Here is a 21,765-nt window from a genome sequence, read left to right as displayed (position 1 = left end):
GGCGGGGGCGGCGGCAGCTGCGGGTTCAGCAGCGGGTTGTCCAGCGGGGCCGGCTCGGGGAGGACATTGCGCGGAGTCGGACCGGACAGGCCACGGCCGCAGGTGGGCCAGGCACCCTTGCCCTGGCTGGCGAGCACGCGCTCGGCGACGGCGATCTGCTCTTCCTTGGTGGCCAGGTATGCGGTCGGGGCGTATTCGCCGCCACCGTGACCGGACCAGGTGCTCGGGGAGAACTGCAGGCCACCGTGGTAGCCGTTACCGGTGTTGATCGCCCAGTTGCCGCTCGACTCGCAACTCGCGACGGTGTCCCACTCGGCATCGGTGGCGGCCCCGGCCTGACCGGCGAGGGCGATGCTGCCGCCGCCGATGACCGCGCCGGTGAAGGCGATCTTTGCAACGCTTACGGAAGATGACGTGGGCTTACGGTGCCGTCCACTCATGAAGCTAAAAGGTCCTCTCGTCAGCGCCCACGAGGTCAGCTGTCGGGTTCGGGCAGGAGAGGTTGCCCGGCCTTCGGTGGGAAGGCTTCACCCCAAGGAACTCTGGTGAGTTCCTGGTCTGCTTGTTCGGCGGACCGGTTGGGTCCCCCGCCTCCATCCAGTGGTTCGTGTGGTTCCTTGCCCGATGGATGGAGCTCGGCGCAATCAGGCAAGGCAGGCCAGCCGATTTGGGTCGAAAGGCTTGGGCAAGACGGTAACCGCTGAACCTGCGGGCGTCACCTCGGTCGGCTCCCGGCGTTTCCGGTGCTTAAGAACTCTGAGAGGACTTTAAAGGCGCAGGGAATCCGGGCGTTTCCGCAGGTGTTTTCGCGACTCAAACCGCAGGTGGACGTTCTGTGACCGTTTCGTTATGTGATGCAAATCACGGCTAGCCGCCGGCGAAAGGGGGTAACACATCGAGGGTTTCGCGCGTTTCAAGCACGACGTTTTTATCCCGCACCGCGATGCCGTCGAGCAGATACGAGCAGCGTGCGAGCACCTTCGCCAACTCCGGTCCCCGCCCGGCCAATTCGTCGACGACGGTGTGCACGGTGGTGCCGGCGGGGAATCGCAACGTTTCGGTCTCGGTTCCGGCAGCGGCCCGCGCAGCGGCGAAATACCGGACCAGAATCTGCACCTCGCCCATCCTCAGCCGCCGATGGCGCTCATCGGCCGGGCGGGCTGGATGAAGCTGGGATCGTTGATGCCGTGCCCGGCCGCCTTGGCCCACATCGCCGACCGCCAGGCCGCCTCCACGGCGTCATCGTCGGCCCCGTCGCGCAGCAGCCGGCGCAGGTCGGTCTCCGTCGTCGCGAACAGGCAGTTGCGGATCTGGCCGTCGGCCGTCAGCCGGGTCCGGTCGCACGCGCCGCAGAACGACTCCGAGACCGAGGCGATGACGCCGACGGTGCCGGTGCCGCCATCCACCCGCCACAGCTGGGCGGGCGCCGAGCCGCGCGGGGTGGGGTCGGGCTGGAGATCGAAATGCCGGCGCAGCGCGCTCAGCACGGTCTCACCTTCGATGGTCTTGGCCCGGGACCACTCGTGCCCGGCGTCCAACGGCATCTGCTCGATGATCCGCAGTTGATATCCGTGCTCCAGGCAGAACCGCAGCAGCGGCACGACGTCGTCGAGCCCGGTCCGCGGGTCCAGCACGGCGTTGACCTTCACCGGCCCGAGACCCGCCGCGGCGGCCGCCGCCAGGCCGGCCAGCACATCGTCGAGCCGGTCGCGGCGGGTGATCGCGGCGAAGTGCTCGGCATCGACGGTGTCCAGTGAGACGTTCACCCGGTCCAGCCCGGCCTCCTTGAGCCGCTTCGCGCGACGTGCCAGCCCCAGGCCGTTGGTGGTCACCGCGATCTCCGGGCGGGGGCGCAGCGCGGCGGCCGCGGCGATGGTGGCCTCCAGATCGCGGGAGACCAGCGGCTCGCCACCGGTGAACCGGATGCTGGTGATGCCCAGCCGGGTCACCGCGATCCGCAACAGCCGGGCGAGTTCGTCGGCGCTGAGCAGCTGGCTCTCGGGGAGCCAGTCCAGGCCCTCGGCCGGCATGCAATAGGTGCAGCGCAGGTTGCAGCGGTCGGTCAGCGAGACCCGCAGGTCGGTGGCGACGCGGCCGAAGGTGTCCACCAGCGGACCGCTGGTCGGCATGCCCGGCGTGCCGGGCCGGGTCGGCATGGGCAGCCCGAGATCGGTCAGGGTCAACGTGCCACCCCGGCGAACGGCTCGTCGGTCGGCACGATCTCCTTGCCCAGCGGCATCAGCGAAACCGGGATCAGTTTGATGGTCGCGATGGCCAGCGGGATGCCGATGATGGTGATGGCGAAGGCGATCGCCGAGAGCACGTGCCCGATGGCCAGCCAGATGCCGGCCACGATCAGCCAGATGACGTTCCCGACGGCGGCGCCCGGTCGGACCCCGGGCTTGTCGACGACCTTGTAGCCGAACGGCCACAGTGCATAGACACCGATACGGAAGGCAGCGAAACCGAACGGGATGGTGATGATCAGGATGAAGCAGATGATCCCCGCCAGGAAATAGCCGAGTGCCAGCCAGAGCCCACCGAAGATCAACCAGATGACGTTCAGGATCAGGCGCATGGTCTCCTCCAGGCTGTCGTCCTAGCCTACTTGTTAGGATCGTGGCCATTGCGTCTCGCGCAGGCGGGACGCATTAATTATGTGATCTACCGAGTGAACGGGTGACAGCAGTGCCGACCGGCAAGGTGAAGTGGTACGACTCCGAGAAGGGCTTCGGCTTTCTTTCTCAGGAGGAAGGCGAGGACGTCTACGTACGGTCCTCGGCGTTGCCCTCGGGTGTCGAGGGGCTCAAGGCCGGCCAGAAGGTCGAGTTCGGCATCGCCGCCGGTCGTCGCGGCCCGCAGGCGCTGCAGGTCAAGCTGATCGACCCGCCGCCGAGCCTGTCGCGCACCCGTCGCGAAGCGACCACCGTCGAGCACAAGCACACCCCCGACGAGCTGCACGGCATGGTCGGTGACCTGATCACGCTGCTGGAGAGCACCATTCAGCCCGAATTGCGTAAGGGCAAGTACCCCGACCGCAAGGTGGCGCGGCGGGTGTCCGAGGTGGTCAAGGCCGTCGCGCGGGAGCTCGACGCCTAGTTTCTGCCGTCGAACATCGACTTGTGTTCGAGAATTCGGCCGTTTGTCGACATCTTCTTGACGTTCGGTGGGAACACTGGGGTCATGGCCTACGTGAATCCCGAGGGTGAGTTCAGCCGCGACACCAAGTACATCGACACCCGCATCACCGCCGACGGCGCCGACGGCTATCCCGTCGAGCCCGGCCGCTACCGGTTGGTGGTGGCGCGGGCGTGCCCGTGGGCGAATCGGACGATCATCGTGCGCCGCCTGCTCGGCCTGGAGGACGCGCTGTCCATCGGCTTCTGCGGCCCCACCCACGACGAGCGCAGCTGGACCTTCGACCTCGACCCCGACGGTGTCGACCCGGTGCTGGGCATCCATTTCCTGCGCGACGCGTACAACAAGCGCATCCCGGACTATCCCAAGGGCGTCACCGTGCCCGCCATCGTCGACGTGCCCACCGGCGAGGTCGTGACCAACGACTTCCCGCAGATCACCCTGGACTTCTCCACCGAGTGGACGCAGTACCACCGCGAGGGGGCGCCGCAGCTCTATCCCGAGCCGCTGCGCGACGAGATCGACGAGGTGGCCCAGCGCATCTACACCGAGGTCAACAACGGCGTGTACCGCTGCGGTTTCGCCGGCTCACAGGATGCCTACGAGAAGGCTTACGACCGGTTGTTCACCGCGCTGGACTGGCTGGAGGACAGGCTGTCCACGCAACGCTTCCTGGTGGGCGACACCATCACCGAGGCCGACGTCCGATTGTTCACCACCCTGGCCCGCTTCGATCCGGTCTATCACGGGCACTTCAAATGCAACCGATCGAAGCTGACCGAGATGCCCGCGCTGTGGGCCTATGCCCGCGACCTGTTCCAGACCCCCGGTTTCGGCGACACGACCGACTTCGTGCAGATCAAGCAGCACTACTACATGGTGCACACCGACATCAATCCCACCCGCGTCGTCCCCAAGGGGCCGGATTTGGCCAACTGGCTGACCCCGCACGGCCGGGAATCGTTGGGCGGCAGGCCGTTCGGTGACGGCACCCCGCCGGGGCCGACGCGCGAGGACGAGCGGGTGCCCGCCGGGCACGGCGCCGGTCATTGACCGGGGTAGTCCGACACCGACTCCGGATACTCCTCGGACGGCTCCCACACCGTGCGCACCGACCACTCGGCGTGCGGTAGCGGGAACTCGTTGCCCGCCTCGTCGCGCACCAGCGTCGGCAACTGCACCACCAGGCCGGTCAGCCGTCCGTAGAGTGCGTCGACCGGGGGGATCGTCACGGCAGTCGTGGTGTCGGGTCGGAACTCCTGCACGATCGCGGCGTCGGCGCCCTCGTAGGTGCGTGCCAGCCACCACGGGGCCTTGGCGATCGCCGGCTCGACGGCCAGCTGCACCGCGCTGCGCGTGGTGATGGTCAATTCGCCTGTGGTCTCCGGGTTCTCGCAGTCGTCGAGATTCTCGACGTTGCAGTAGAAGTACGGTCCGATGCGGACCGTTTCCCCGTGCGAGTAGGCACTGATCCGGGGGAACGAACTGTGCGGCTCCTTGCTGAGCTGCCACACCAGGGCCACGGTGCCCGCGGTGGCCAGCAGGGCGACGACGGCCAGGATGGCCAGCCCGCGCTTCATCGGTGGGTCCGTACGGAGGGATCGGGGGAGTTCAGGGTTCCGCCTTCGGTTTCGGCCAGGACCGGACGGTTACCGCCCAGGCCCGGGATGAGTGATGCGCCGCTGTAGCTGACCAACGTCTGGGCCAGACCCAGGATCAGTATCGCCGTGATGGTGGTGAACCCCGACGACAGCTCGGTGTAGATGAGCACGCCGGTCGCGCCGCCCAGCACCCAGGCCAGCTGCAGCACCGACTCCGAGCGCCCGAACGCCGACGCCCGCGACTCCTCGGGCAGGTCGTCCTGCAAGGAGGCGTCCAGCGACGCCTTGGCGATCGCGCTGGACCCGGAGGTGATCAGCGTTGCGAAGGCGGCCACCAACAGATTGCCCGTCACCGCGGCGGCCAGCGCCACCACGGTCACCACACTGGCCGCGCGCACCACCAGTAGGGCCGGTCTGCCCAGTTTCAGCCGGGCTGCGGTGAAGTTGCCCGCGAAGTTCCCGATCGCGGCGGCGGCACCGATGAGGCCGAGGATGCGCAGCTGCTCCCAGCCGCCCGCGCCGTGGGATTTGGCGACGAACGCCGGGTAGAGGAACAAAAAGCCGACCATCACCTTGATGGTGCAGTTGCCCCACAGGTTGGTGATGATGTTGCGGCCCAGCGGCTGACGCGCCGCCTTGCGGTCCGGCCGGCGGCGTAACTGGTCGGTCCCGCCGTGATAGCTCAGGGTGGTGGGAACCTCGCCCTCGGTGACCTCCACCCACTTCGGGATCCGCATCGCCAGCACCGCGCCGCCGATGGTCACCGCCACCAGCACGTAGAGCGCGCCGGGCAGTTCGAACATGTTGAACAGGTACTCCGCGCCCGCGGCGATACCGCCGCCGCCCATCGTCCCGAACAGCAGGCCGAACGTCGTCAGCCGGGAATTCACCCGCACCAGGTCGATCGTCGGCGGCAGCACGCGGGGCGTCACCGCACTGCGTAACACGCTGAAAGACTTGGACAGCACCATCATTCCGAGTGCGCACGGATAGAGCACCCAGGACGGGAAGCTGCCTCCTGCGCCGTCGTAGTTGGCGATGAGCACCACCACCAGCACGGTGCGCGCCACGAAGGACAGCGCCAGCGCCACCCGCCGGCCGTGCTGCAGCCGGTCCAGCGCCGGGCCGATCAGCGGCGCGATCACCGCGAACGGCGCGATCGTGATCAACAGGTACAGCGCGACCTTGCTCTTGCTCTCCCCGGAGGCCGCCGCGAAGAACAACGTGTTGGCCAGTGCCACGGCCATCGCCGCGTCCACCGCAAAGTTGGCGACGACCGGCCACGTCAGCGCGGTCAGGCCCGATTTGTCGGCACCGTCGGCGGTGGCGGCCCGGTGCACCAGGCCGTACATTCGGGAGCCCATCTCGCGGCTGCGCTGGGCCGCGGCGCGGGTGACGGTGATGCGCTCGCCGGCGGCGGCCCCGGCCCGCGGTGGCGGATCGGTGCGGCGGTGGGTCGTGGTGTCGTCATTCAGCGGCGGCAACCACCGGTTCGCGCTGGGTGTCTGTTGCCTGCGCTGCCGGGGCATCTCGCCGTCGCTGGGATAGTTGGCCATGCCGGGATGCTCATCGCCGGACGGTGGCCGCGGCGGGTAGTAGCGGGGATCCCGGGAAGACACGTGCTCGATTGTTCCTCAAAGCGCCCGCCCCCGCGTGCAGGCCACCGGTGTGGCTCCGACGGGCCGGGTCAGGCAATATGGACGCCGATGGACAGCATGACCGAAGCAGAGAACTCCACCCCGGATGTCGAGGCGTCGCCCGAGCGGCCGCCCGCGCTGGAGGCGTTGCTGATGGGCGCCGTCCAGGCCGCCCGCGAGGCGATCGAGGAGTTCAGCGGGGCGGACGCGGTCGGCGAGTACCTGGGCGCGGTATTCGACGACCAGACCGCCGCGACGCACCGCTTCCTGGCCGAACAGCCCGGTTACCAGGGCTGGCAGTGGGCCGTCGTGGTGGCCGCCTACCCCGGTGCCGAGCACGTCACCATCAGCGAGGTCGTGCTGGTCCCGGGACCGACCGCGCTGCTGGCACCGCAGTGGGTGCCGTGGGAGGAGCGGGTCCAGCCGGGTGATCTGAGCCCCGGCGACCTGCTGGCCACCCCGCCCGACGATCCGCGGCTGGTGCCCGGTTACCTGTCCAGCGGTGATCCCGAACTCGATGAGCTGGCCGGCGAGATCGGCCTGGGTCGGCGTCGGGTGCTCAGCCTGGAGGGGCGTCTGGAAGCCGCCGAACGCTGGCATGAGGGCGAGTTCGGACCGGCCTCGGCGATGGCCCGCGCGACCCGCCGGGTCTGCCGTGAATGCGGTTTCTACGTGCAATTGTCCGGGTCGCTGGGGACCCTGTTCGGGGTGTGCTGCAACGAGATGTCGGCCGATGGCCGCGTCGTCGAAGCCACCTACGGGTGCGGCGCGCATTCGGACACCCCGGTTCCGGCCGGGACGGGTTCGCCGCTGTATGTGCCCTACGACGACGGCGTCATCGACGTCACCTAGTTTCGGCGGCGGCCTTGATGCGGGCCAGCGTCTGGTTCATCCCGTCGACGAGTTCCTTCTCGAAATTGGGCACGCCGCCCATCGCCGCGTCCACCAGCACCGTGGAGATCTTCTTGATGCCGTTGGGGGCGCGCCGGCTCTCCACCACCCGGGTGCCGCCCTCGCGGGGCTCGAGCTCATAGCTCCACTCGGTGCCGTTGGCGTCGACGCGGAAGGTGAGCTTGCGGTCGGGGTCGAGTTCGGTGATGGTGCTCGTGGTCGGCCAGACCAGCATCCGCCGCCGGTTGAAGTTCACCGTCTTGGCGCCCACCCGCAGCGCGCCCAGCAGCTTCATCTTGCGGGTCTGCGGGCTCCACTCCGGCATCCGGCCGAAATCCGTGATCAGTGACCACACCTTCGCCGGCGGCGCGTCGATGTCGATCTGCGCCTGCAGTAGCGGGGCTCCCATATGCGTTGTGCTCCTTGTGTTTCAGGTGAGACCCTGCTGCGCGCCGCGGTCGCCGCGGCGGGCGGATCGGCGTTGCAGCAGGAATATCGACGTGCCCAGCAGCCCGACCCCCAGGCCGGCCACCGTGACGGGCCGCCAGTGGTGCAGGTCCGGCACGGTGAAGGCGAGTAGCACCGCGACCAGCCAGGCCGCCGCGATCACGACGATCACCGGTACCGGATCGAGCAGCCGCGCCGGCAGGGCCGGCGGCTGCGGCGGGGCGGCGGGGCTGTTGTCGGCCATCGGTTCACAACCTAGCCGATGCCCGCTGGGTATTGTTCGGACCTGTGACAGACGACGTCGATGCCCGGTTGCCGAGCGATCTGTCGTTGGCTGTGATCCGGTTGGCTCGCCAGTTGCGGTTCCGCCGACCGGATTCACCGGTGTCGTTGTCCCAGCTCTCGGCGCTGGCCACGGTCGCCAAGGAGGGCCCGATGACACCCGGCGCGCTGGCCGCGCGGGAACGGGTCCGGCCGCCGTCGATGACGCGGGTGATCGCCTCGCTGGTCGATCTGGGTTTCGTGGACCGCACCGCCCATCCCGACGACGGTCGGCAGGTGCTGGTGTCGGTGTCGCGGTCCGGTACCGAACTGATCGAGGCCGAGCGCCGGGCGAGTCGGGAATGGTTGCAGCAGCGGCTGGCCGAGCTGACCGCCGACGAGCGGGCCACCCTGCTGGCCGCCGCGGATCTGATGCTCGCCATCGTGGACGAGGGTGCCTGAACTGTCCGAGATCATCGATATCGACGACCCCGCCGACCCCCGTCTGGACGACTTCCGCGATCTGAACAGTCTGGACAAACGCCCTGACCTGCCCACCGGCAAGGGGCTGGTGATCGCCGAGGGTGTGCTGGTGGTGCGGCGCATGATCGCCTCCCGGTTCCAGCCCCGGTCGATGCTGGGCACCGACCGGCGACTGACGGAACTGGGTACCGACCTCGACGGCGTCGACGCACCGTACTACCGGGTCAGCCGCGAGGTGATGGCCGAGGCCGTCGGCTTCCACCTCAACCGCGGCGTACTGGCCGCCGCGCCGCGCCCGATCGAACTCTGGGTCGACGACGTGACCGAGAATGCCCGCACCATCGCGGTCCTGGAGGGCGTCAACGACCACGAGAACCTCGGCTCGATCTTCCGCAACGCCGCGGGCCTGAGCGTCGACGGGGTGGTCTTCGGCACCGGCTGCGCCGACCCGTTGTACCGGCGCGCGGTGCGGGTGTCGATGGGGCATGCGCTGCTGGTGCCCTACGCCTGGGCGCCATTCTGGCCGGACGATCTGCAGGACCTGCGCGACAAGGGATTCCGCATCCTGGCCATGACCCCGAATCCGACGGCCCCGTCGCTGGCCTCGGCGATGGCCGAGTTGGCCGACGAGAAGGTGGCGATCATGGTCGGCGCCGAAGGCCCGGGCCTTAAGGAGCACACCATGCGCGCCGCCGATGTGCGGGTGCGCATCCCGATGTCGCGGAGCACCGACTCGCTCAATGTGGCCACCGCCGCCGCGCTGGCCTTCTACGAGCGGGCTAGATTGCAGTGATGAACGAGGCGACACCCTGGGGGACCGGGCTGACCGTCGCGGCCTTCGTCGCCGGTGTGGTCGGCACCGCCATCGTGGTGCTGGGCCTCGGTCTGCTGCGCATCCACCCGCTGCTGGCCGTCGCGCTGAACCTGGTGGCGGTCGGCGGTCTCGCCCCGACCGTCTGGGGCTGGCGCCGGATCCCGGTGCGGCGCTGGTTCGTGCTCGGTTCGGCGGTCGGGGTGACCGTCGGATGGATCGCGCTGCTGGCGATCGCGCTGTCCTAATTCAGCAGAGCGGCAGCCAGTTTCGTCTGCCACTCGGCGATGTCGTCGACGCCGAGGATGCGCAGCACCACCTGATCGGCGCCGGCCGCGTGGTATCGGGCGATGCGCTCGGCGATCTGGTCCGGCTCGCCCGCGGCGGTGATCCCATCCAGCAGCCGATCGCTGACCTGATCGATATCGGTCTCGGAGAAGCCCTGACGCAACAGGTTTCGCCGATATCCACCCGGCGGCCCGGCCAGGAAGGCCAGCGGCTTCTCGGCTGCGGCCCGCACGGTGTCGCGGTCGGTCGACGGGATGACCATCAGCAGCACCGACAGCTGCTTGTCCGGTCCCAGGACGGTCCGGGCGTCGGCGACGTACCGCGGGGTCACCAGGTACGGATAGGCGCCGCCGGCGCGATCCCGGGCCAGCGCAAGCATGTTGGGTCCCAACGCGGCCAGCACGTCGGCCGCGACGCCGGCCGCCTCGAGTTCGTCGAGATAGCTGCGCATGGTGGCCAGCGGTGTCGGTCCCTGCGCCCCGCCCAGGCCAACCCGGAACCGGCCGGGCGGCAGTTCACCGTGCAGCGTGATCACCTCGGCGGCCGGAACCCGCGAGACCGGGATGATGCCGGTGGCGACCGGAATCGCCGAAGTGGCACGCACCGCGGCGGCGACCATGGGCAGCACACCGGAGCGCCACAGCGTCGCGTAGCCCAGATCCTCGGTGCGGCGGGCCTCCTCGGCGACGGCTGCGGCGTCCTCGGTGTACGGCAGGCTGCTGGCCAGCCCGATCGTCGGCGTCATGAGCCCGACGGTAGAACCTCAATGACCGTTCAGGTCAAGAGCTCCAGCGCCGGCGGCAGCGCACCGAGGTGCAGCACCCCCAGGCGTTGGGTGGCCCGGGTCAGCGCGACGTACAGCTCGGCCGCACCGCGCGGCCCGTCGGCCAGGATCTGCTCGGGTGCGACCACCAGCACGGCGTCGAATTCCAGGCCCTTGGTGTGCGCGGCGGTCACCGTGCCGGGTATGCCGGGCGGCCCGATGACCACGCTGGTGCCCTCGCGGGTGGCCTCCTCGTCGATGAAATCCTGGATGGCCGAGGCGAGTTCGCCCTCGGATACCTGCCTGGCCCACGGCTGCACCCCGCAGGGCCGCACCGATTCCGGCGGCTGCACGGTCGGCGCGAACTCCGCGAGCACCGCGGCCGCAACGGCCATGATCTCGGCCGGGGTGCGGTAGTTGACGGTCAGCGGCCGGTAGACCCAGCGGTCGGCGGCGTAGGGCTTGAGCATGTCGGCCCACGCGGTGGCGCCCGCCGCGCTGCGCCGTTGCGCCAGGTCGCCGACGATCGTGAACGACCGGCTGGGGCAGCGCCGCATCAGTACCCGCCAGTCCATCTCGGACAGCTCCTGCGCCTCGTCGACGACGACGTGGCGGTAGGTCCACTCCCGGTCGGCGGCGGCGCGCTCGGCGAGATCACGGGTGTCGCGCTCGGTGAACCGGTCGGCGAGCTCCTCGGCGTCGATCAGGTCCGCGGCGATCAGATGGTCCTCGTCGTCCATCAGGTCCTCGCGGGCCACCATCAGGTCGAGCACGCCGGCGGCGTAGGCCTGTTCCTCCTGGCGTTCTCGCTCGGCGGCCTGGTCGACCTTGATCCCGCCCAGCAGGTCGACCAGTTCGTCGAGCAGCGGCACATCGGCGACCGTCCAGGCGGCGCCGTCGGCGCGGTACAACGCCTGGTCGGCCCCGGCGGCGGCCAGGCGCTGCGGCGATTCGTAGAGGCCGGACAGCAGCGCCTGCGGGGTGAGCTCGGGCCACAACTGGTTCAGCGCCTTGGCCAGGCCCTCGTGGTCGTCGAGTTCGTCGAGCAACTCCGAACGCAGGTGCTCCCAGGCCTGCTTGTCCTCACGGCTCAGCCACCCCTTGCCGATCCGCGCGATCGCCCGCTCGGTGAGCACCCAGGTGATGACGTCGACGAAGGTGGTGCGGGCATCGTTGTGCGGCAGCCCGGTCTCGCGTGCCTCCTGGATGGCCCATTCGGCGGTCTCGGCGTTGATGGCCACCGTGACATCGGCCAGCTTGATCTCCAGCGGCTCCTCGGGGGTGCGCTGCCGGTCGGCGATCGCGGCTTTGAGGATGTCCAGCATGCTCAGGGAGCCCTTGATCCGGGCGGCCTCCGGGCTGTCCTCGGCCGTGGTGCGGACACCGGGGAACAGCTCGCCGGTGGTCAGGAACACCACGTTGGTCTCGCCGAGGGAGGGCAACACCCGGCCCACATGGTTGAGAAACGCCGGGCTCGGGCCGATGACCAACACACCGTGGCGTTCCATCCGCTCCCGCTGGGTGTAGAGCAGGTAGGCGACGCGGTGCAGCGCGACGACGGTCTTGCCGGTGCCCGGCCCGCCCTCGATGACCAGGACGCCGGGGTGTTCGAGCCGGATGATCTCGTCCTGCTCGGCCTGGATGGTGGCGACGATATCGCTCATGCCCTCGGTGCGCGGGGCGTTGACCGCGGCCAGCAAAGCGGCATCGCTGGAGGTTTCGAGCCCGCCGTCCGGACCGGGCCGGCCGAGAACCTCGTCGGTGAAGTCCAGGACATCGCGCCCGCGGGTGTGGAACTGGCGGCGCCGCCGCATGCCTTCGGGGTGCGCGGCGGTGGCGACGTAGAACGCGCGCGCGGCGGGTGCGCGCCAATCCAGCAGCAGCGGTTCGTAGTCGTTCGCATTGTCGAACAACCCGATCCGGCCGATATAGGACCGCTCACCCTCGGTGCTCTCCAGTTGGCCGAAGCACAGTCCGCTGTCGGCCACGTCGAGGCGGCTGACCTCGCCGGCCAGTGCGCGCACATCGGCGTCCCGCTGCACCAGCGTCGCGCCGTCCTGTTTGTCGATATCACCGCGCAGCGCGGCGCGGTAGCGCTCGTCGGCCCGTTTGCGCTCGTTGTCCAGTCGTGCGTAGAGAGCGGCGACGTACTGCCGCTCGGCGAGCAGTTCCGCTTCGTACTCGTGGGAAGTCATGTGCCCCTTGTTGATTCGAATAGTTTCTGTCACGCGTTCAGCAGCATCTCCGCGGCGGTGCTCGCTCCGTCGGTGTCGATGGTGCGGGCGAGTGCGCTCGCGCGGACGCGCATCTCGGGGTGCAGTACCAGCGTAAGCGCTTCGGCGAGTGTGTTCACCGTCGGCGCGGGTCCGTCGTGGGCGGCGCCGACCCCCAGCTCGGCGACGCGACGGGCGAAGTACGGCTGATCGACGATCTGCGGCACCACCACCTGTGGGACGCCGGCCGCCGCGGCCGTGGTGGTGGTACCCGCACCGCCGTGGTGGATGACCGCCGCGACGCGGCCGAACAGCGCCTGCTGGTTGACCTCGCCGACCACGAAGCAGTCCGCGTCGGTGCTCGTCAGACCGGCCCAGCCGCTGCCCAGCACGATGCGCCGGCCGTGGCTGCGGATGGCCTCGATGGCGGTGCGGGCGGCATTCTCGGGCGCGGTCACACTGCCGAAACCGGCGTAGACGGGTTCGGGTCCGTCGTCCAGGAACGCCTGCAGGTCACCGGGCAGCGGCCGGTGGTCGGGTGTGATCCAGGCGCCGGTCTGGACCGGATGAATGTTCGGTGCCGGCGGCCACGGGCAGAGCACCGGGTCGACGGCCAGCCACGGGGTGTCGGTGAAGGTGTGGTCGCGGACGTCGGGCACCGGCTCGAGACCGGCCTTCGCGCGATGCTCGTTGACGGCCGGGCCATAGAGGACCTGCACCTTCTCGGCATCCAGCTCCCACAGCCGGGCATTGTCGGTGAGGCCCTCCGGGAACGGCTTACCCGGCCGCGGTAACGGACGGTGATGCGGTGAGGGCAGCACGTGCGGGGTCAACACCGCGCAGATGTACGGAATTCCGGCCAGTTCGGCCACCGAACGCATACCCGCCGGCATCAGACCGGTGCCGACGATGGCGTCGCACCACTGCGCGGTGCGCAGCGTGCCGAACTGGGTGGCGACCAGTTCCGCGGCCAGAGCCGGCGCGTCCGCATGGGTGGCCTTGCGGACGTGGACCAGTTCATGCACCGACGGGCCGGTGGGTATGTGGTCCATGTCGTGGGCGGCGAGGAACTCGGCGAAGTCCGGCGGCGCACAGAACACGGCGTCGGCACCCTGTTCACGCAGTGCGATGGCCAGGGCCAGCAGCGGCTCGATATCCCCGCGAGAGCCGAATGTGTAGAGCAGTACGCGCACGTGTTTCCCCCTGAATTGTGTTCGAGGACAGCGATACTGCGGCATCCCCGGGGCCTTGCCGCAAGCCCCGGGGTGCGCGGTAAAGTGAGAGGGGGAAGGCGACATGCCTTCCCTTTTTTTGTGCGCGGCGCGGGTGTCATCGCTGGGCGGCTTGATTGCGATGCCGCGTCTTCCGACCCTTTGACCTGGGGATTTGGAACCCAAAAGCACTTGTCGGCACCCTGAGTACTATAGAACACATGTTCGAACGTTCGGCACTGCGGGGGCTCAGCGACGAGGCGCTGACGTCCGCGATCACCGCCGAGACGCAGGCCGAGGCGGCGGCCGCCGCGCGCCGGTTGGCGTTGATCGCCGAGGCCACCGCCCGCTGGTGCGATGACGAGGATGACGCCTCGGCATTGAAGCTGATCGACGGCTGGGCCCACGCCAAGGCCCAGGTCGGCGCGGCCTGCAACCTCGGGCCGCACGGCGCCAACACCCAGATGCGCATCGGGGTCGCGCTGCGTGAGCGGCTGCCGCGGACCGCGGCCGTGTTCGGCACCGGGGCGATCTCGGCCAAGGTGATCAGCGCGATCACCTGGCGCACCCATCTGGTCACCGACCCTGACGCGTTGGCCTCGATCGATGCCGGGATTGCCGAGAACGCCCACGGGTTCGGCATGCTGTCGGAGAACGCGCTGACCGCGGCCGTCGACTTCTGGGTCCACAAATACGATCCGCTGGCGGTCATCCGGTCCAAGACTGCGGCCAAGGACCGCTACATCGAATTCGGTGACAAGGACGACCCCGACGGTGTCGTGTCCTTCTGGGGGCGGATGCGCACCACCGACGCCAAGATCACCGATGCCCGCGCCGATGAGTTGGCCGACGGCGTCTGCGCCAACGATCCCCGCACCAAACGGGAACGCCGCGTCGACGCCATCGCCGCGTTGGCAGCCGGCGCTGACCGGCTCACCTGCCTGTGCGGTGACAGCAGTTGCGCCGGCTCGGGCAAAGACCCGCGGTCGGGCGCGGTCACCATCTACGTGCTTACCGGTCAGAATCCCGACGCCGGAGAGGGTGCCGAGCCCGCGACGGGACCCGGGCCGGACGGGCCGGCACCATCCACACCCGAAGACACCCGAGACGAAGCGGCGCCGGAAGCAGAAGGCCCTGATGAACCTGCAGCCGAGCCGGGCACCGAAGCCCCATCACGGCCACCTGCTGCACCGGCGGCACAAACCCCCGGACCGGCAGCAGCCGGCAGACCCGTGCACCCGGGTCCGCCGACCACACCCACGCCCGAAAGGCCACCGGCCGCACCCGCAGCGCGGTCCACCCCGCCCGGTGCCGGAGCCGGCATCTCCTTGGATGGCGCCATCATTCCGGCCCACCTGCTCACCGAACTCATCAACACCGGCGCGAAAGTCCGGCCCCTGAGTAATCCCGCCGAGCTGGGCTCCGAAAACCGATACCGCCCGTCGGCCAAGCTCTCGGCATACGTCCGGATGACCGCCATGACGTGCGCCTTCCCCGGCTGCGGGCGACCCGCGCACAAAGCCGATCTCGACCACCTCACCCCGTGGCCGGCCGGCGCCACCCACCCCGGCAATCTGCGGCCCTACTGCCGCGAGCATCACCTCATCAAGACCCTGAACACCGGCTGGGCACCAGCCGCCCACGCGGACGGCTCGACGACGTGGACGGCACCCACCGGTCACACGTACACCACCAGGCCGCTGGCGTCAGTTCTGTTCCCGCACAACACCATTCGGACCGCCATACCGAGGACCCGACATATCAGCCTCATCGACCACGATGACCGTGAGCCCACCCTGCCCACGCGACAACGCACCCGAAAACAGGACCGCGAATACCGCATCAACGCCGAACGTGCTCGCAACGCACTACAGATCGCCCTCGACGGCGACCCGCCGTTCTAGGGATGTGAGTGCAGGTCAGCGCTGGCTGCCGGAGCGCACGCCCAGCAGCACGTCTTCCCACGCGGGCACCGACGGCTTGGCCTTGCGGGCGCGACGCGGCTTGGGCGCCGCGGGCTCGGCGTCGGCCGCCGACTCGGACTGGGCAGCGGCCGGCTCATCCTGGGCCACAACGGGCTCGGGCTGCGCGGCCGGCGGGGGAGTCGGCTCAACCGTCTGCTGTGCGGCGGGCGGCTGGGTAACCGGAGGCTGGGCGGCGGCCGGAGCAGGAACCGGCGGGGTCACCGGTCCGGGAACCGGCGCGGCGGCGGGCGTCTCGAAGTCCAGCTGCGCGACGGCGGCCACCGGACGCAACGGCCGCGGTGCGAAGTTGGGATCGATCAGCTCGGAGGCGCTGTCATCGAAGGCCACCACGGTGCCGCCATGCGATCCGGGGGTGAACCGGAAATGCGCCTGCAGATCCGAGCGGCCGGCCTTCCAGGCCAGCTGAACGGTCCACCGACCATCCTCGTTGCGCCAGGCGTCCCAGCTCGTCGCATTCGGATCCAGGCCCCGCTTGATCATCGCGGTGGTCACGGTCTCCAGCAGGGTCAGCACCGACGGGCCGTCGGCCAGCACCGGATGCGCGGCGGTGGCCAGCTCGGCTGCACGCGCACGCTCCAGCAGCACCGGGCTGGCGAAGCGGCGGATCCGGTCGATGTCCTCACCGGCGATCGCGGCCACCTGCTCGACCGATGCGCCGGCACGGATCCGGGACTGGATCTCCTTGGGACGCAGCCCTGGATTCACCTCGACCTCGATCTCGGTTTGGTTGGAGGCCGCCTTGTCGCCGCGTACGGCGGCGCGCAGGCGATTGTCGACGCGAATGGCGAAGTTGTCACCGGAGTCGGGGGCCTCGCAGATGATTCGTTTGCCGTCCACATCCAGACCGACGACCTTGAGTTCCCGCATAGTGACCTCCTTGGCGCACCCTACGTTGTTATCCGTCCGTTACCGCGCAGACACGCTGGAGGCCGGCGGGCTCAGAGGTTCGCGACGACCCAATCGACGCACTTCGTCAGCGCGGTCACGTCCTCGGGATCGATGGCCGGGAACATGGCGACGCGCAGCTGGTTGCGGCCGAGTTTGCGGTAGGGCTCGGTGTCGACGATGCCGTTGGCGCGCAGCACCTTGGCCACTGCGGCGGCGTCGACATCGTCGTTGAAATCGATGGTGCCCACGACCTGTGAGCGCAGCGCCGGATCGGCTACGAACGGCGTCGCGAACTCGGAGGCCTCGGCCCACGAGTACAGCCGCTGCGACGAATCGGCGGTCCGCTTGACCGCCCAGTCCAGGCCGCCGTTGCCGTTGAGCCAGTCCAGCTGCTCGGCCATCAGGATCAGCGTGCCGACGGCCGGGGTGTTGTAGGTCTGGTTCTTCAGGCTGTTCTCCACCGCGATGGGAAGCGACAGGAAGTCCGGCACCCACCGTCCACTCGACGCGATCGCGTCGATACGGGCCAGCGCCGCCGGCGACAGCACGGCGATCCACAGGCCACCGTCACCGGCGAAGTTCTTCTGCGGCGCGAAGTAGTAGGCATCGGTGTCGCGGATGTCGACGGGCAGCCCCCCGGCGGCCGACGTGGCATCGATGAGCACCAGCGCGTCGCCGTCGGGTCGCTGCACCGGCACCGCGACACCGGTCGAGGTCTCGTTGTGCGCCCAGGCCACCACGTCCACCGACGGATCCGACACCGGTTCCGGGGCGGTGCCCGGGTCGGTCTTGATGACGATCGGATCGCCGACGAACGGGTTCTTGGCCACGCACGAGGCGAACTTCGCGCTGAACTCGCCGTAGGTCAGGTGCAGCGAGCGCTTGTCGACCAGCCCGAACGCGGCGGCGTCCCAGAATGCGGTCGAGCCACCGTTGCCCAGGATGACCTCGTAGCCGTCGGGCAGTGCGAACAGCTGCCGCAGCCCGTCGCGCACCCGGCCGACCAGATTCTTCACCGGGGCCTGCCGGTGCGAGGTGCCGAACAGATCACCCGCGGCGGCCAGCGCGGCCAGCTGCTCGGGCCGTACCTTGGACGGTCCGCAGCCGAATCGTCCGTCGTTCGGCTTGATGTCGGCAGGGATCGTCAGTTCGGCCATGCCGCTCAGATTATCGGTCCGGGGTCAGCCCTGAGCCTGCGGCACCACGTACGTCGGCTGGTACGGGTTCTGCCCGTTCTCGATCGCCAGCGCCCGCAGGTACGCCTCGACATTCGGGTAGCCGGCGATCTCGGCCTGCTTCTGCAGCGCGACCTGACGGGCCAGTTCGGTCTGCGCCTGGGCCGCGGCGCGGTCCGCCTCGGCCTTGGCCCGGGCGGCGTTCGCGTCGGCCACGCCCTTGGCCTCGGCGGCGCGGGCATCGGCGATGGCCTTCTGCTCGGCGATGATCGCGTTCTTCAGTCCCTCGTCGACGGGGTCGGGCTTCATCACCGTCACCTGGAAGTTGGTGAAGAACTCCCGCCCGTCGGTGCGCGCACGGGACGCCCCGGGCAGCGCCTCACGCAGCGCATTCTGGAATTCGATGCGGACCTTCTCGTCATTCCAGATCTCGCGCCAGGTGTACTTCTGCGCGACGCTGATCAGCACCTGCTCGGCGGGCTGGCCGATGACGTAGCGCAGCAGGTTGACCCAGCCGGTGGTGACCAGACCGTCGTTGTCCAGCCACCCTTGGTATTTGGTGCCGAAGTCTCGGTGGAAATCCATCAGCATGGTGCAGTCGTTGGTCAGGTCGAAGGTGATGACGACGGGCACCCGGAGTTCGGCGGGAGCGGTCGCATTGGAGACGACGATCGTCGGGTCGGCCTCGGAGTCGGGGCTGCCGGTGGCATCCCAGCTGATCTGCCGGGACGGGTAGCGATAGGCCTTGAATCCGCCCGGCGGGTTGAACGCCGAGGTCTCCGGCTCGATGCAACCGTCGACCTTGGGGTCGGCCGGAACCAGTAGGTAGTCGTCGACCTTGACCGCGGTCTGGCCCGGTCCGATCTGGGTGGCGCAGGAGGACAGGATGATCGCGCCGATGACCACGAAGACCGTCGCGACACCGATCAGGACGAACTTTTTCTTCCTGCCACCGGTCGACGGTGTCGTGCCGGTGATGTCGAACCGTTTCTTTGTACTCATGAGCGTTCCCCGTCCCCTGAGAGTGACGGGCGAATCTTAGCCAGATCGGTGTCAATTTTGCCGTGCGAGGCGCAGATTGACGTGACGGCGGTCACATGTGACCCAGATAACGCGGCTACCGCACAGCTGGCCGAAGGCCCTGTTTATTTACTGGGACCGCGGGTACTGTCCTTAGACATCGAGCGATCGAATGTAAACCCCACGGCAGGGCAAGGAGGCCTCGACATGGCGGTCAAGGAAGCCAGGACTCGCGTCATTCAGCGTTGGCGCAAGAACATGGACGTCCGGGACGACACCGAGTACGTCGAGATGCTGGAGACGCTGTCCGAGGGATCGGTGCGGCGCAGCTTCAACCCGTTCAACGATATCGAGTGGGACTCGCCGGAGTTCGCGGTGATCCCCAACGACGAGCGGTGGATCCTGCCGGCGACCGACCCGATCGGTGGCCACCCGTGGTACCAGGCCCAGCCCGTCGACCGGCAGATCGAGATCGGCATGTGGCGCCAGGCCAACGTCGCCAAGGTCGGCCTGCACTTCGAGAACATCCTCATCCGCGGCCTGATGGAGTACTCGTTCTGGGTGCCCAACGGCTCGCCGGAGTACCGCTACTGCCTGCACGAGTCGGTCGAGGAGTGCAACCACACCCTGATGTTCCAGGAGATGGTCAACCGGATGGGCGTGGACGTTCCGGGCATGCCCAAGCTGCTCAAGTGGCTGCAGCCGCTGATCCCGCTGGCCGCCGGACCGTTCCCCATCCCGTTTTTCTTCGGCGTGCTCGCCGGCGAGGAGCCCATCGACCACACCCAGAAGAACGTGCTGCGAGAGGGCAAGGCCCTACATCCGATCATGGAGCGCGTCATGGCGATCCATGTGGCCGAGGAAGCCCGGCACATCTCGTTCGCCCACCAGTACCTGCACAAGCGGGTCCCCGCCCTGCGCCGCAAGCAGCGCTGGATGCTGTCGATCTTCGTGCCGCTGACCATGCGCATCCTGTGTTCGGCCATCGTGGTGCCGCCGCGCGAGTTCTGGAAGGAATTCGACATCCCGCGTTCGGTGCGCAAGGAGATCTTCTTCTCCGCCCCCGAATCGCGGATGTTCTTGCGCAACATGTTCTCTGACGTGCGCATGCTGTGCCACGACACCGGTCTGATGAACCCCATCGCGAAACTGGTGTGGAAGATCTGCAAGATCGACGGCCCGCCGGCCCGCTACCGCAGCGAGCCCGCGCGCGAGCACCTGGTCGCGGTCGCCTCCTGACGCGGCGCCGGTAGAAGAGGATGCCTCACGTCGTCACCCAGTCGTGTTGCAGCGACGGGTCCTGTGTCTATGCGTGTCCGGTCAACTGCATCCATCCCTCACCGGATGAGCCGGGCTTCGCGACCGCGGAGATGCTCTACATCGATCCGCTTGCCTGCGTGGACTGCGGCGCCTGTGTGTCGGCCTGTCCGGTCGGGGCGATCTCGCCGGACAGCAAGCTGACCGACAATCAGTTGCCGTTCATCGAACTCAACGCGGCGTTCTATCCCAAGCGTGAGGGCAGGATCCCGCCGACGTCGAAGTTGGCGCCGGTGCTGGAGGCGCCGCGGATCGAACCGCGCAAGACTCCGCTGACGGTCGCGATCGTCGGTTCCGGGCCGGCGGCCATGTACGCAGCCGACGAACTGCTCACCCAGCGAGGGGTCCGGGTGAACATGTTCGAGAAGCTGCCGACGCCCTACGGCCTGGTCAGGGCCGGCGTCGCGCCCGATCACCAGAGCACCAAGCGGGTCACCAAGCTCTTCGATCGGATGGTCGAGCAGGACGGCCTCACGCTGTACCTCAATGTCGAGGTGGGCAGTCATATTTCGCATGCCGACCTGTTGGAACACCACCACGCGGTGCTCTACGCCGTCGGTGCGCCCAACGATCGTCGCCTCGACATCGAGGGGATGAACCTACCGGGAACCGGTACCGCCACCGAGGTGGTGGCGTGGTTCAACGGCCATCCCGACTTCACCGATCTGACTGTCGACCTCAGCCACGAACGCGTGGTCATCGTCGGCAACGGCAATGTCGCCCTGGACGTGGCGCGCATCCTGACCTCCGATCCGGATCATTTGGCGCGCACCGATATCGCCGACCATGCGCTGGATGCGTTGCGTGCCTCCAACGTGCAGGAAGTCGTCATCGCCGCCCGACGCGGGCCGCAGTTCTCGGCCTTCACCCTCCCGGAGCTGATCGGTCTGACCGCGGCCTGCGATGTGGTTCTCGATGCGGCCGACCACCAGCAGGTGGTCGCCGACCTGGCGACCGTCACTGATGCGCTGACCCGCAACAAACTGGAGATCCTGGCCAAGCTGGGTGACGCCGCAGCGCCGATCACCCGGCCGCGGATCCGGTTGGCCTACAACGTGACACCACAGCGCGTGCTCGGCGGCGAACGCGTCACCGGTATCGAGTTCGGCGGGACCGGCGCCACCGTGCTGGACGCGGGCATGGTACTGACCTCCATCGGCTACCGCGGCAAGGCGATCGCGGAGCTGCCGTTCGACGAGACCGCGGCCGTGGTGCCCAACGACGGCGGCCGCGTGACCGGCGCGCCGGGCGCCTATGTGGCCGGCTGGATCAAGCGCGGCCCCACCGGCTTCATCGGAACGAACAAGTCGTGCGCGGCCGAAACCGTGCGCCATCTTGTGCAGGACTACAACCGAGGACAGCTCGGCGACCCGGAACACAGGCCGGCGGCGCTGGACAAGCTGGTCCGAGGCCGCCAGCCCGCGGTTGTTGACGCCGCGGGCTGGCGTGCCATCGATGCGGCGGAGATCGCCCGCGGGGGCGGTTTGCGACCGCGCGACAAGTTCACCGAGGTGGCCGACATGCTGGCCGCCGCGGCGACGGCGCCGCGACCCTCCCTGGGCCGTCGTCTGCTCGCGGGTCTGCGGCACTGAGACCCGCGAAATAGGGTCGCCGACCCGACCGAGCGTGTATACGA

Annotated in this window: 23 protein-coding genes and 1 riboswitch; of the genes, 9 read left to right on the top strand and 14 right to left on the bottom strand. The window is 68.7% G+C overall.

Annotated features, from left to right (window positions below; genetic code table 11):
• The 4 genes from BST17_RS12515 to BST17_RS12500 all read right to left on the bottom strand — a co-directional run.
• Positions 1 to 440, bottom strand: a 440-nt coding sequence (locus BST17_RS12515) for a transglycosylase family protein (protein ID WP_165762267.1), incomplete at its 3' end; no start/stop codon positions are given.
• Positions 441 to 449: 9 nt separating this feature from the next.
• A riboswitch (cyclic di-AMP (ydaO/yuaA leader) is annotated at positions 450 to 620 on the bottom strand.
• 247 nt (positions 621 to 867) lie between these two features.
• Positions 868 to 1,125 carry a MoaD/ThiS family protein gene (locus tag BST17_RS12510; protein ID WP_083058258.1) on the bottom strand — a complete coding sequence of 86 codons (258 nt, stop codon included), beginning with the start codon at positions 1,123 to 1,125 and terminating at the stop codon, positions 868 to 870.
• Between the two features lie 2 nt (positions 1,126 to 1,127).
• Positions 1,128 to 2,183 (bottom strand): GTP 3',8-cyclase MoaA, encoded by a 1,056-nt coding sequence (moaA, locus tag BST17_RS12505; RefSeq protein WP_083058257.1) that lies wholly within the window; start codon positions 2,181 to 2,183, stop codon positions 1,128 to 1,130.
• Entirely contained in the window at positions 2,180 to 2,578 is a 399-nt protein-coding gene (locus BST17_RS12500) for a YccF domain-containing protein (protein ID WP_083058255.1), read from the bottom strand. Before BST17_RS12500 ends, moaA begins: the two co-directional genes overlap by 4 nt.
• A gap of 110 nt (positions 2,579 to 2,688) precedes the next feature.
• Between BST17_RS12500 and BST17_RS12495 the strand changes: the two genes are divergently transcribed.
• Positions 2,689 to 3,099 carry a cold-shock protein gene (locus BST17_RS12495; RefSeq protein ID WP_083058253.1) on the top strand — a complete coding sequence of 137 codons (411 nt, stop codon included), beginning with the start codon at positions 2,689 to 2,691 and terminating at the stop codon, positions 3,097 to 3,099.
• A gap of 84 nt (positions 3,100 to 3,183) precedes the next feature.
• Positions 3,184 to 4,191, top strand: a complete 1,008-nt coding sequence (locus BST17_RS12490) for a glutathione S-transferase family protein (protein ID WP_083058252.1) — start codon at positions 3,184 to 3,186, stop codon at positions 4,189 to 4,191.
• Here BST17_RS12490 and BST17_RS12485 read toward each other — a convergent pair.
• Positions 4,185 to 4,718, bottom strand: a complete 534-nt coding sequence (locus BST17_RS12485; RefSeq protein WP_083058250.1) for a DUF2771 domain-containing protein — start codon at positions 4,716 to 4,718, stop codon at positions 4,185 to 4,187. The two genes, BST17_RS12490 and BST17_RS12485, sit on opposite strands and share 7 nt — an antisense overlap.
• Positions 4,715 to 6,295 (bottom strand): MFS transporter, encoded by a 1,581-nt coding sequence (locus BST17_RS12480; protein WP_234807656.1) that lies wholly within the window; start codon positions 6,293 to 6,295, stop codon positions 4,715 to 4,717. The genes BST17_RS12485 and BST17_RS12480 overlap by 4 nt, the downstream gene beginning before the upstream one ends.
• A gap of 150 nt (positions 6,296 to 6,445) precedes the next feature.
• On the opposite strand from BST17_RS12480, the gene BST17_RS12475 reads away from it, so the two are divergent.
• Complete coding sequence (locus tag BST17_RS12475) at positions 6,446 to 7,228, top strand: DUF3027 domain-containing protein (protein ID WP_083058247.1); 783 nt, start codon at positions 6,446 to 6,448, stop codon at positions 7,226 to 7,228.
• Here the strand turns inward: BST17_RS12475 and BST17_RS12470 are convergent.
• Together BST17_RS12470 and BST17_RS12465 are read right to left on the bottom strand one after the other, a co-directional pair.
• The gene (locus BST17_RS12470) at positions 7,221 to 7,676 is read right to left on the bottom strand and encodes an SRPBCC family protein (protein ID WP_083058246.1); all 456 of its coding nucleotides are present in this window, start codon (positions 7,674 to 7,676) and stop codon (positions 7,221 to 7,223) included. The genes BST17_RS12475 and BST17_RS12470 overlap by 8 nt on opposite strands.
• Before the next feature lie 21 nt (positions 7,677 to 7,697).
• A complete protein-coding gene (locus BST17_RS12465; RefSeq protein WP_083058244.1) occupies positions 7,698 to 7,958 on the bottom strand; it encodes a DUF2530 domain-containing protein in 261 nt (86 codons plus the stop codon).
• Between the two features lie 44 nt (positions 7,959 to 8,002).
• Here BST17_RS12465 and BST17_RS12460 point away from each other — a divergent pair, with 44 nt between their 5' ends.
• From BST17_RS12460 to BST17_RS12450, 3 genes are read left to right on the top strand one after another with little or no spacing between them, the layout of a single operon-like run.
• A complete protein-coding gene (locus tag BST17_RS12460; RefSeq protein ID WP_083058242.1) occupies positions 8,003 to 8,437 on the top strand; it encodes an Rv0880 family HTH-type transcriptional regulator in 435 nt (144 codons plus the stop codon).
• Entirely contained in the window at positions 8,430 to 9,251 is an 822-nt protein-coding gene (locus BST17_RS12455; protein ID WP_407937745.1) for a TrmH family RNA methyltransferase, read from the top strand. Before BST17_RS12460 ends, BST17_RS12455 begins: the two co-directional genes overlap by 8 nt.
• Entirely contained in the window at positions 9,251 to 9,517 is a 267-nt protein-coding gene (locus BST17_RS12450) for a DUF2537 domain-containing protein (RefSeq protein WP_083058241.1), read from the top strand. The genes BST17_RS12455 and BST17_RS12450 overlap by 1 nt, the downstream gene beginning before the upstream one ends.
• Here BST17_RS12450 and BST17_RS12445 read toward each other — a convergent pair.
• Genes BST17_RS12445 through BST17_RS12435 form a run of 3 tightly spaced genes read right to left on the bottom strand, consistent with a single transcriptional unit; the run spans position 9,514 to position 13,726 of the window.
• Positions 9,514 to 10,302, bottom strand: coding sequence for a TIGR03620 family F420-dependent LLM class oxidoreductase (locus tag BST17_RS12445; RefSeq protein ID WP_083058239.1), 789 nt, complete (start codon positions 10,300 to 10,302; stop codon positions 9,514 to 9,516). The two genes, BST17_RS12450 and BST17_RS12445, sit on opposite strands and share 4 nt — an antisense overlap.
• A gap of 29 nt (positions 10,303 to 10,331) precedes the next feature.
• Positions 10,332 to 12,515 (bottom strand): RNA polymerase recycling motor ATPase HelR, encoded by a 2,184-nt coding sequence (helR, locus tag BST17_RS12440; RefSeq protein WP_083058238.1) that lies wholly within the window; start codon positions 12,513 to 12,515, stop codon positions 10,332 to 10,334.
• 29 nt (positions 12,516 to 12,544) lie between these two features.
• Positions 12,545 to 13,726, bottom strand: a complete 1,182-nt coding sequence (locus BST17_RS12435; RefSeq protein ID WP_083058236.1) for a glycosyltransferase — start codon at positions 13,724 to 13,726, stop codon at positions 12,545 to 12,547.
• Positions 13,727 to 13,965: 239 nt separating this feature from the next.
• Between BST17_RS12435 and BST17_RS12430 the strand changes: the two genes are divergently transcribed.
• On the top strand, positions 13,966 to 15,648 hold the full coding sequence (locus BST17_RS12430; protein ID WP_083058235.1) for an HNH endonuclease signature motif containing protein: 1,683 nt from the start codon (positions 13,966 to 13,968) through the stop codon (positions 15,646 to 15,648).
• 15 nt (positions 15,649 to 15,663) lie between these two features.
• Here the strand turns inward: BST17_RS12430 and sepH are convergent, their stop codons facing one another.
• The 3 genes from sepH to BST17_RS12415 all read right to left on the bottom strand — a co-directional run bounded on the left by sepH (position 15,664) and on the right by BST17_RS12415 (position 18,794).
• Positions 15,664 to 16,596 (bottom strand): septation protein SepH, encoded by a 933-nt coding sequence (gene sepH, locus BST17_RS12425; protein WP_083058233.1) that lies wholly within the window; start codon positions 16,594 to 16,596, stop codon positions 15,664 to 15,666.
• 71 nt (positions 16,597 to 16,667) lie between these two features.
• Positions 16,668 to 17,774 (bottom strand): phosphoserine transaminase, encoded by a 1,107-nt coding sequence (gene serC, locus BST17_RS12420; RefSeq protein ID WP_083058232.1) that lies wholly within the window; start codon positions 17,772 to 17,774, stop codon positions 16,668 to 16,670.
• Between the two features lie 24 nt (positions 17,775 to 17,798).
• Positions 17,799 to 18,794, bottom strand: a complete 996-nt coding sequence (locus BST17_RS12415; RefSeq protein ID WP_083058230.1) for an SPFH domain-containing protein — start codon at positions 18,792 to 18,794, stop codon at positions 17,799 to 17,801.
• A 225-nt stretch (positions 18,795 to 19,019) separates the two neighbouring features.
• On the opposite strand from BST17_RS12415, the gene BST17_RS12410 reads away from it, so the two are divergent.
• Together BST17_RS12410 and BST17_RS12405 are read left to right on the top strand one after the other, a co-directional pair.
• Positions 19,020 to 20,051, top strand: coding sequence for an AurF N-oxygenase family protein (locus BST17_RS12410; protein ID WP_083058228.1), 1,032 nt, complete (start codon positions 19,020 to 19,022; stop codon positions 20,049 to 20,051).
• A 20-nt stretch (positions 20,052 to 20,071) separates the two neighbouring features.
• On the top strand, positions 20,072 to 21,721 hold the full coding sequence (locus BST17_RS12405; protein ID WP_083058227.1) for an FAD-dependent oxidoreductase: 1,650 nt from the start codon (positions 20,072 to 20,074) through the stop codon (positions 21,719 to 21,721).
• The last annotated feature ends 44 nt before the right edge of the window (positions 21,722 to 21,765 follow it).

The sequence above is a fragment of the Mycolicibacterium bacteremicum genome (assembly GCF_002086115.1).
Taxonomy (GTDB): domain Bacteria; phylum Actinomycetota; class Actinomycetes; order Mycobacteriales; family Mycobacteriaceae; genus Mycobacterium; species Mycobacterium bacteremicum.
The sequence above is the reverse complement of the archived record's forward strand: the minus strand, read 5'-3'. Positions and strand labels throughout refer to the sequence as shown.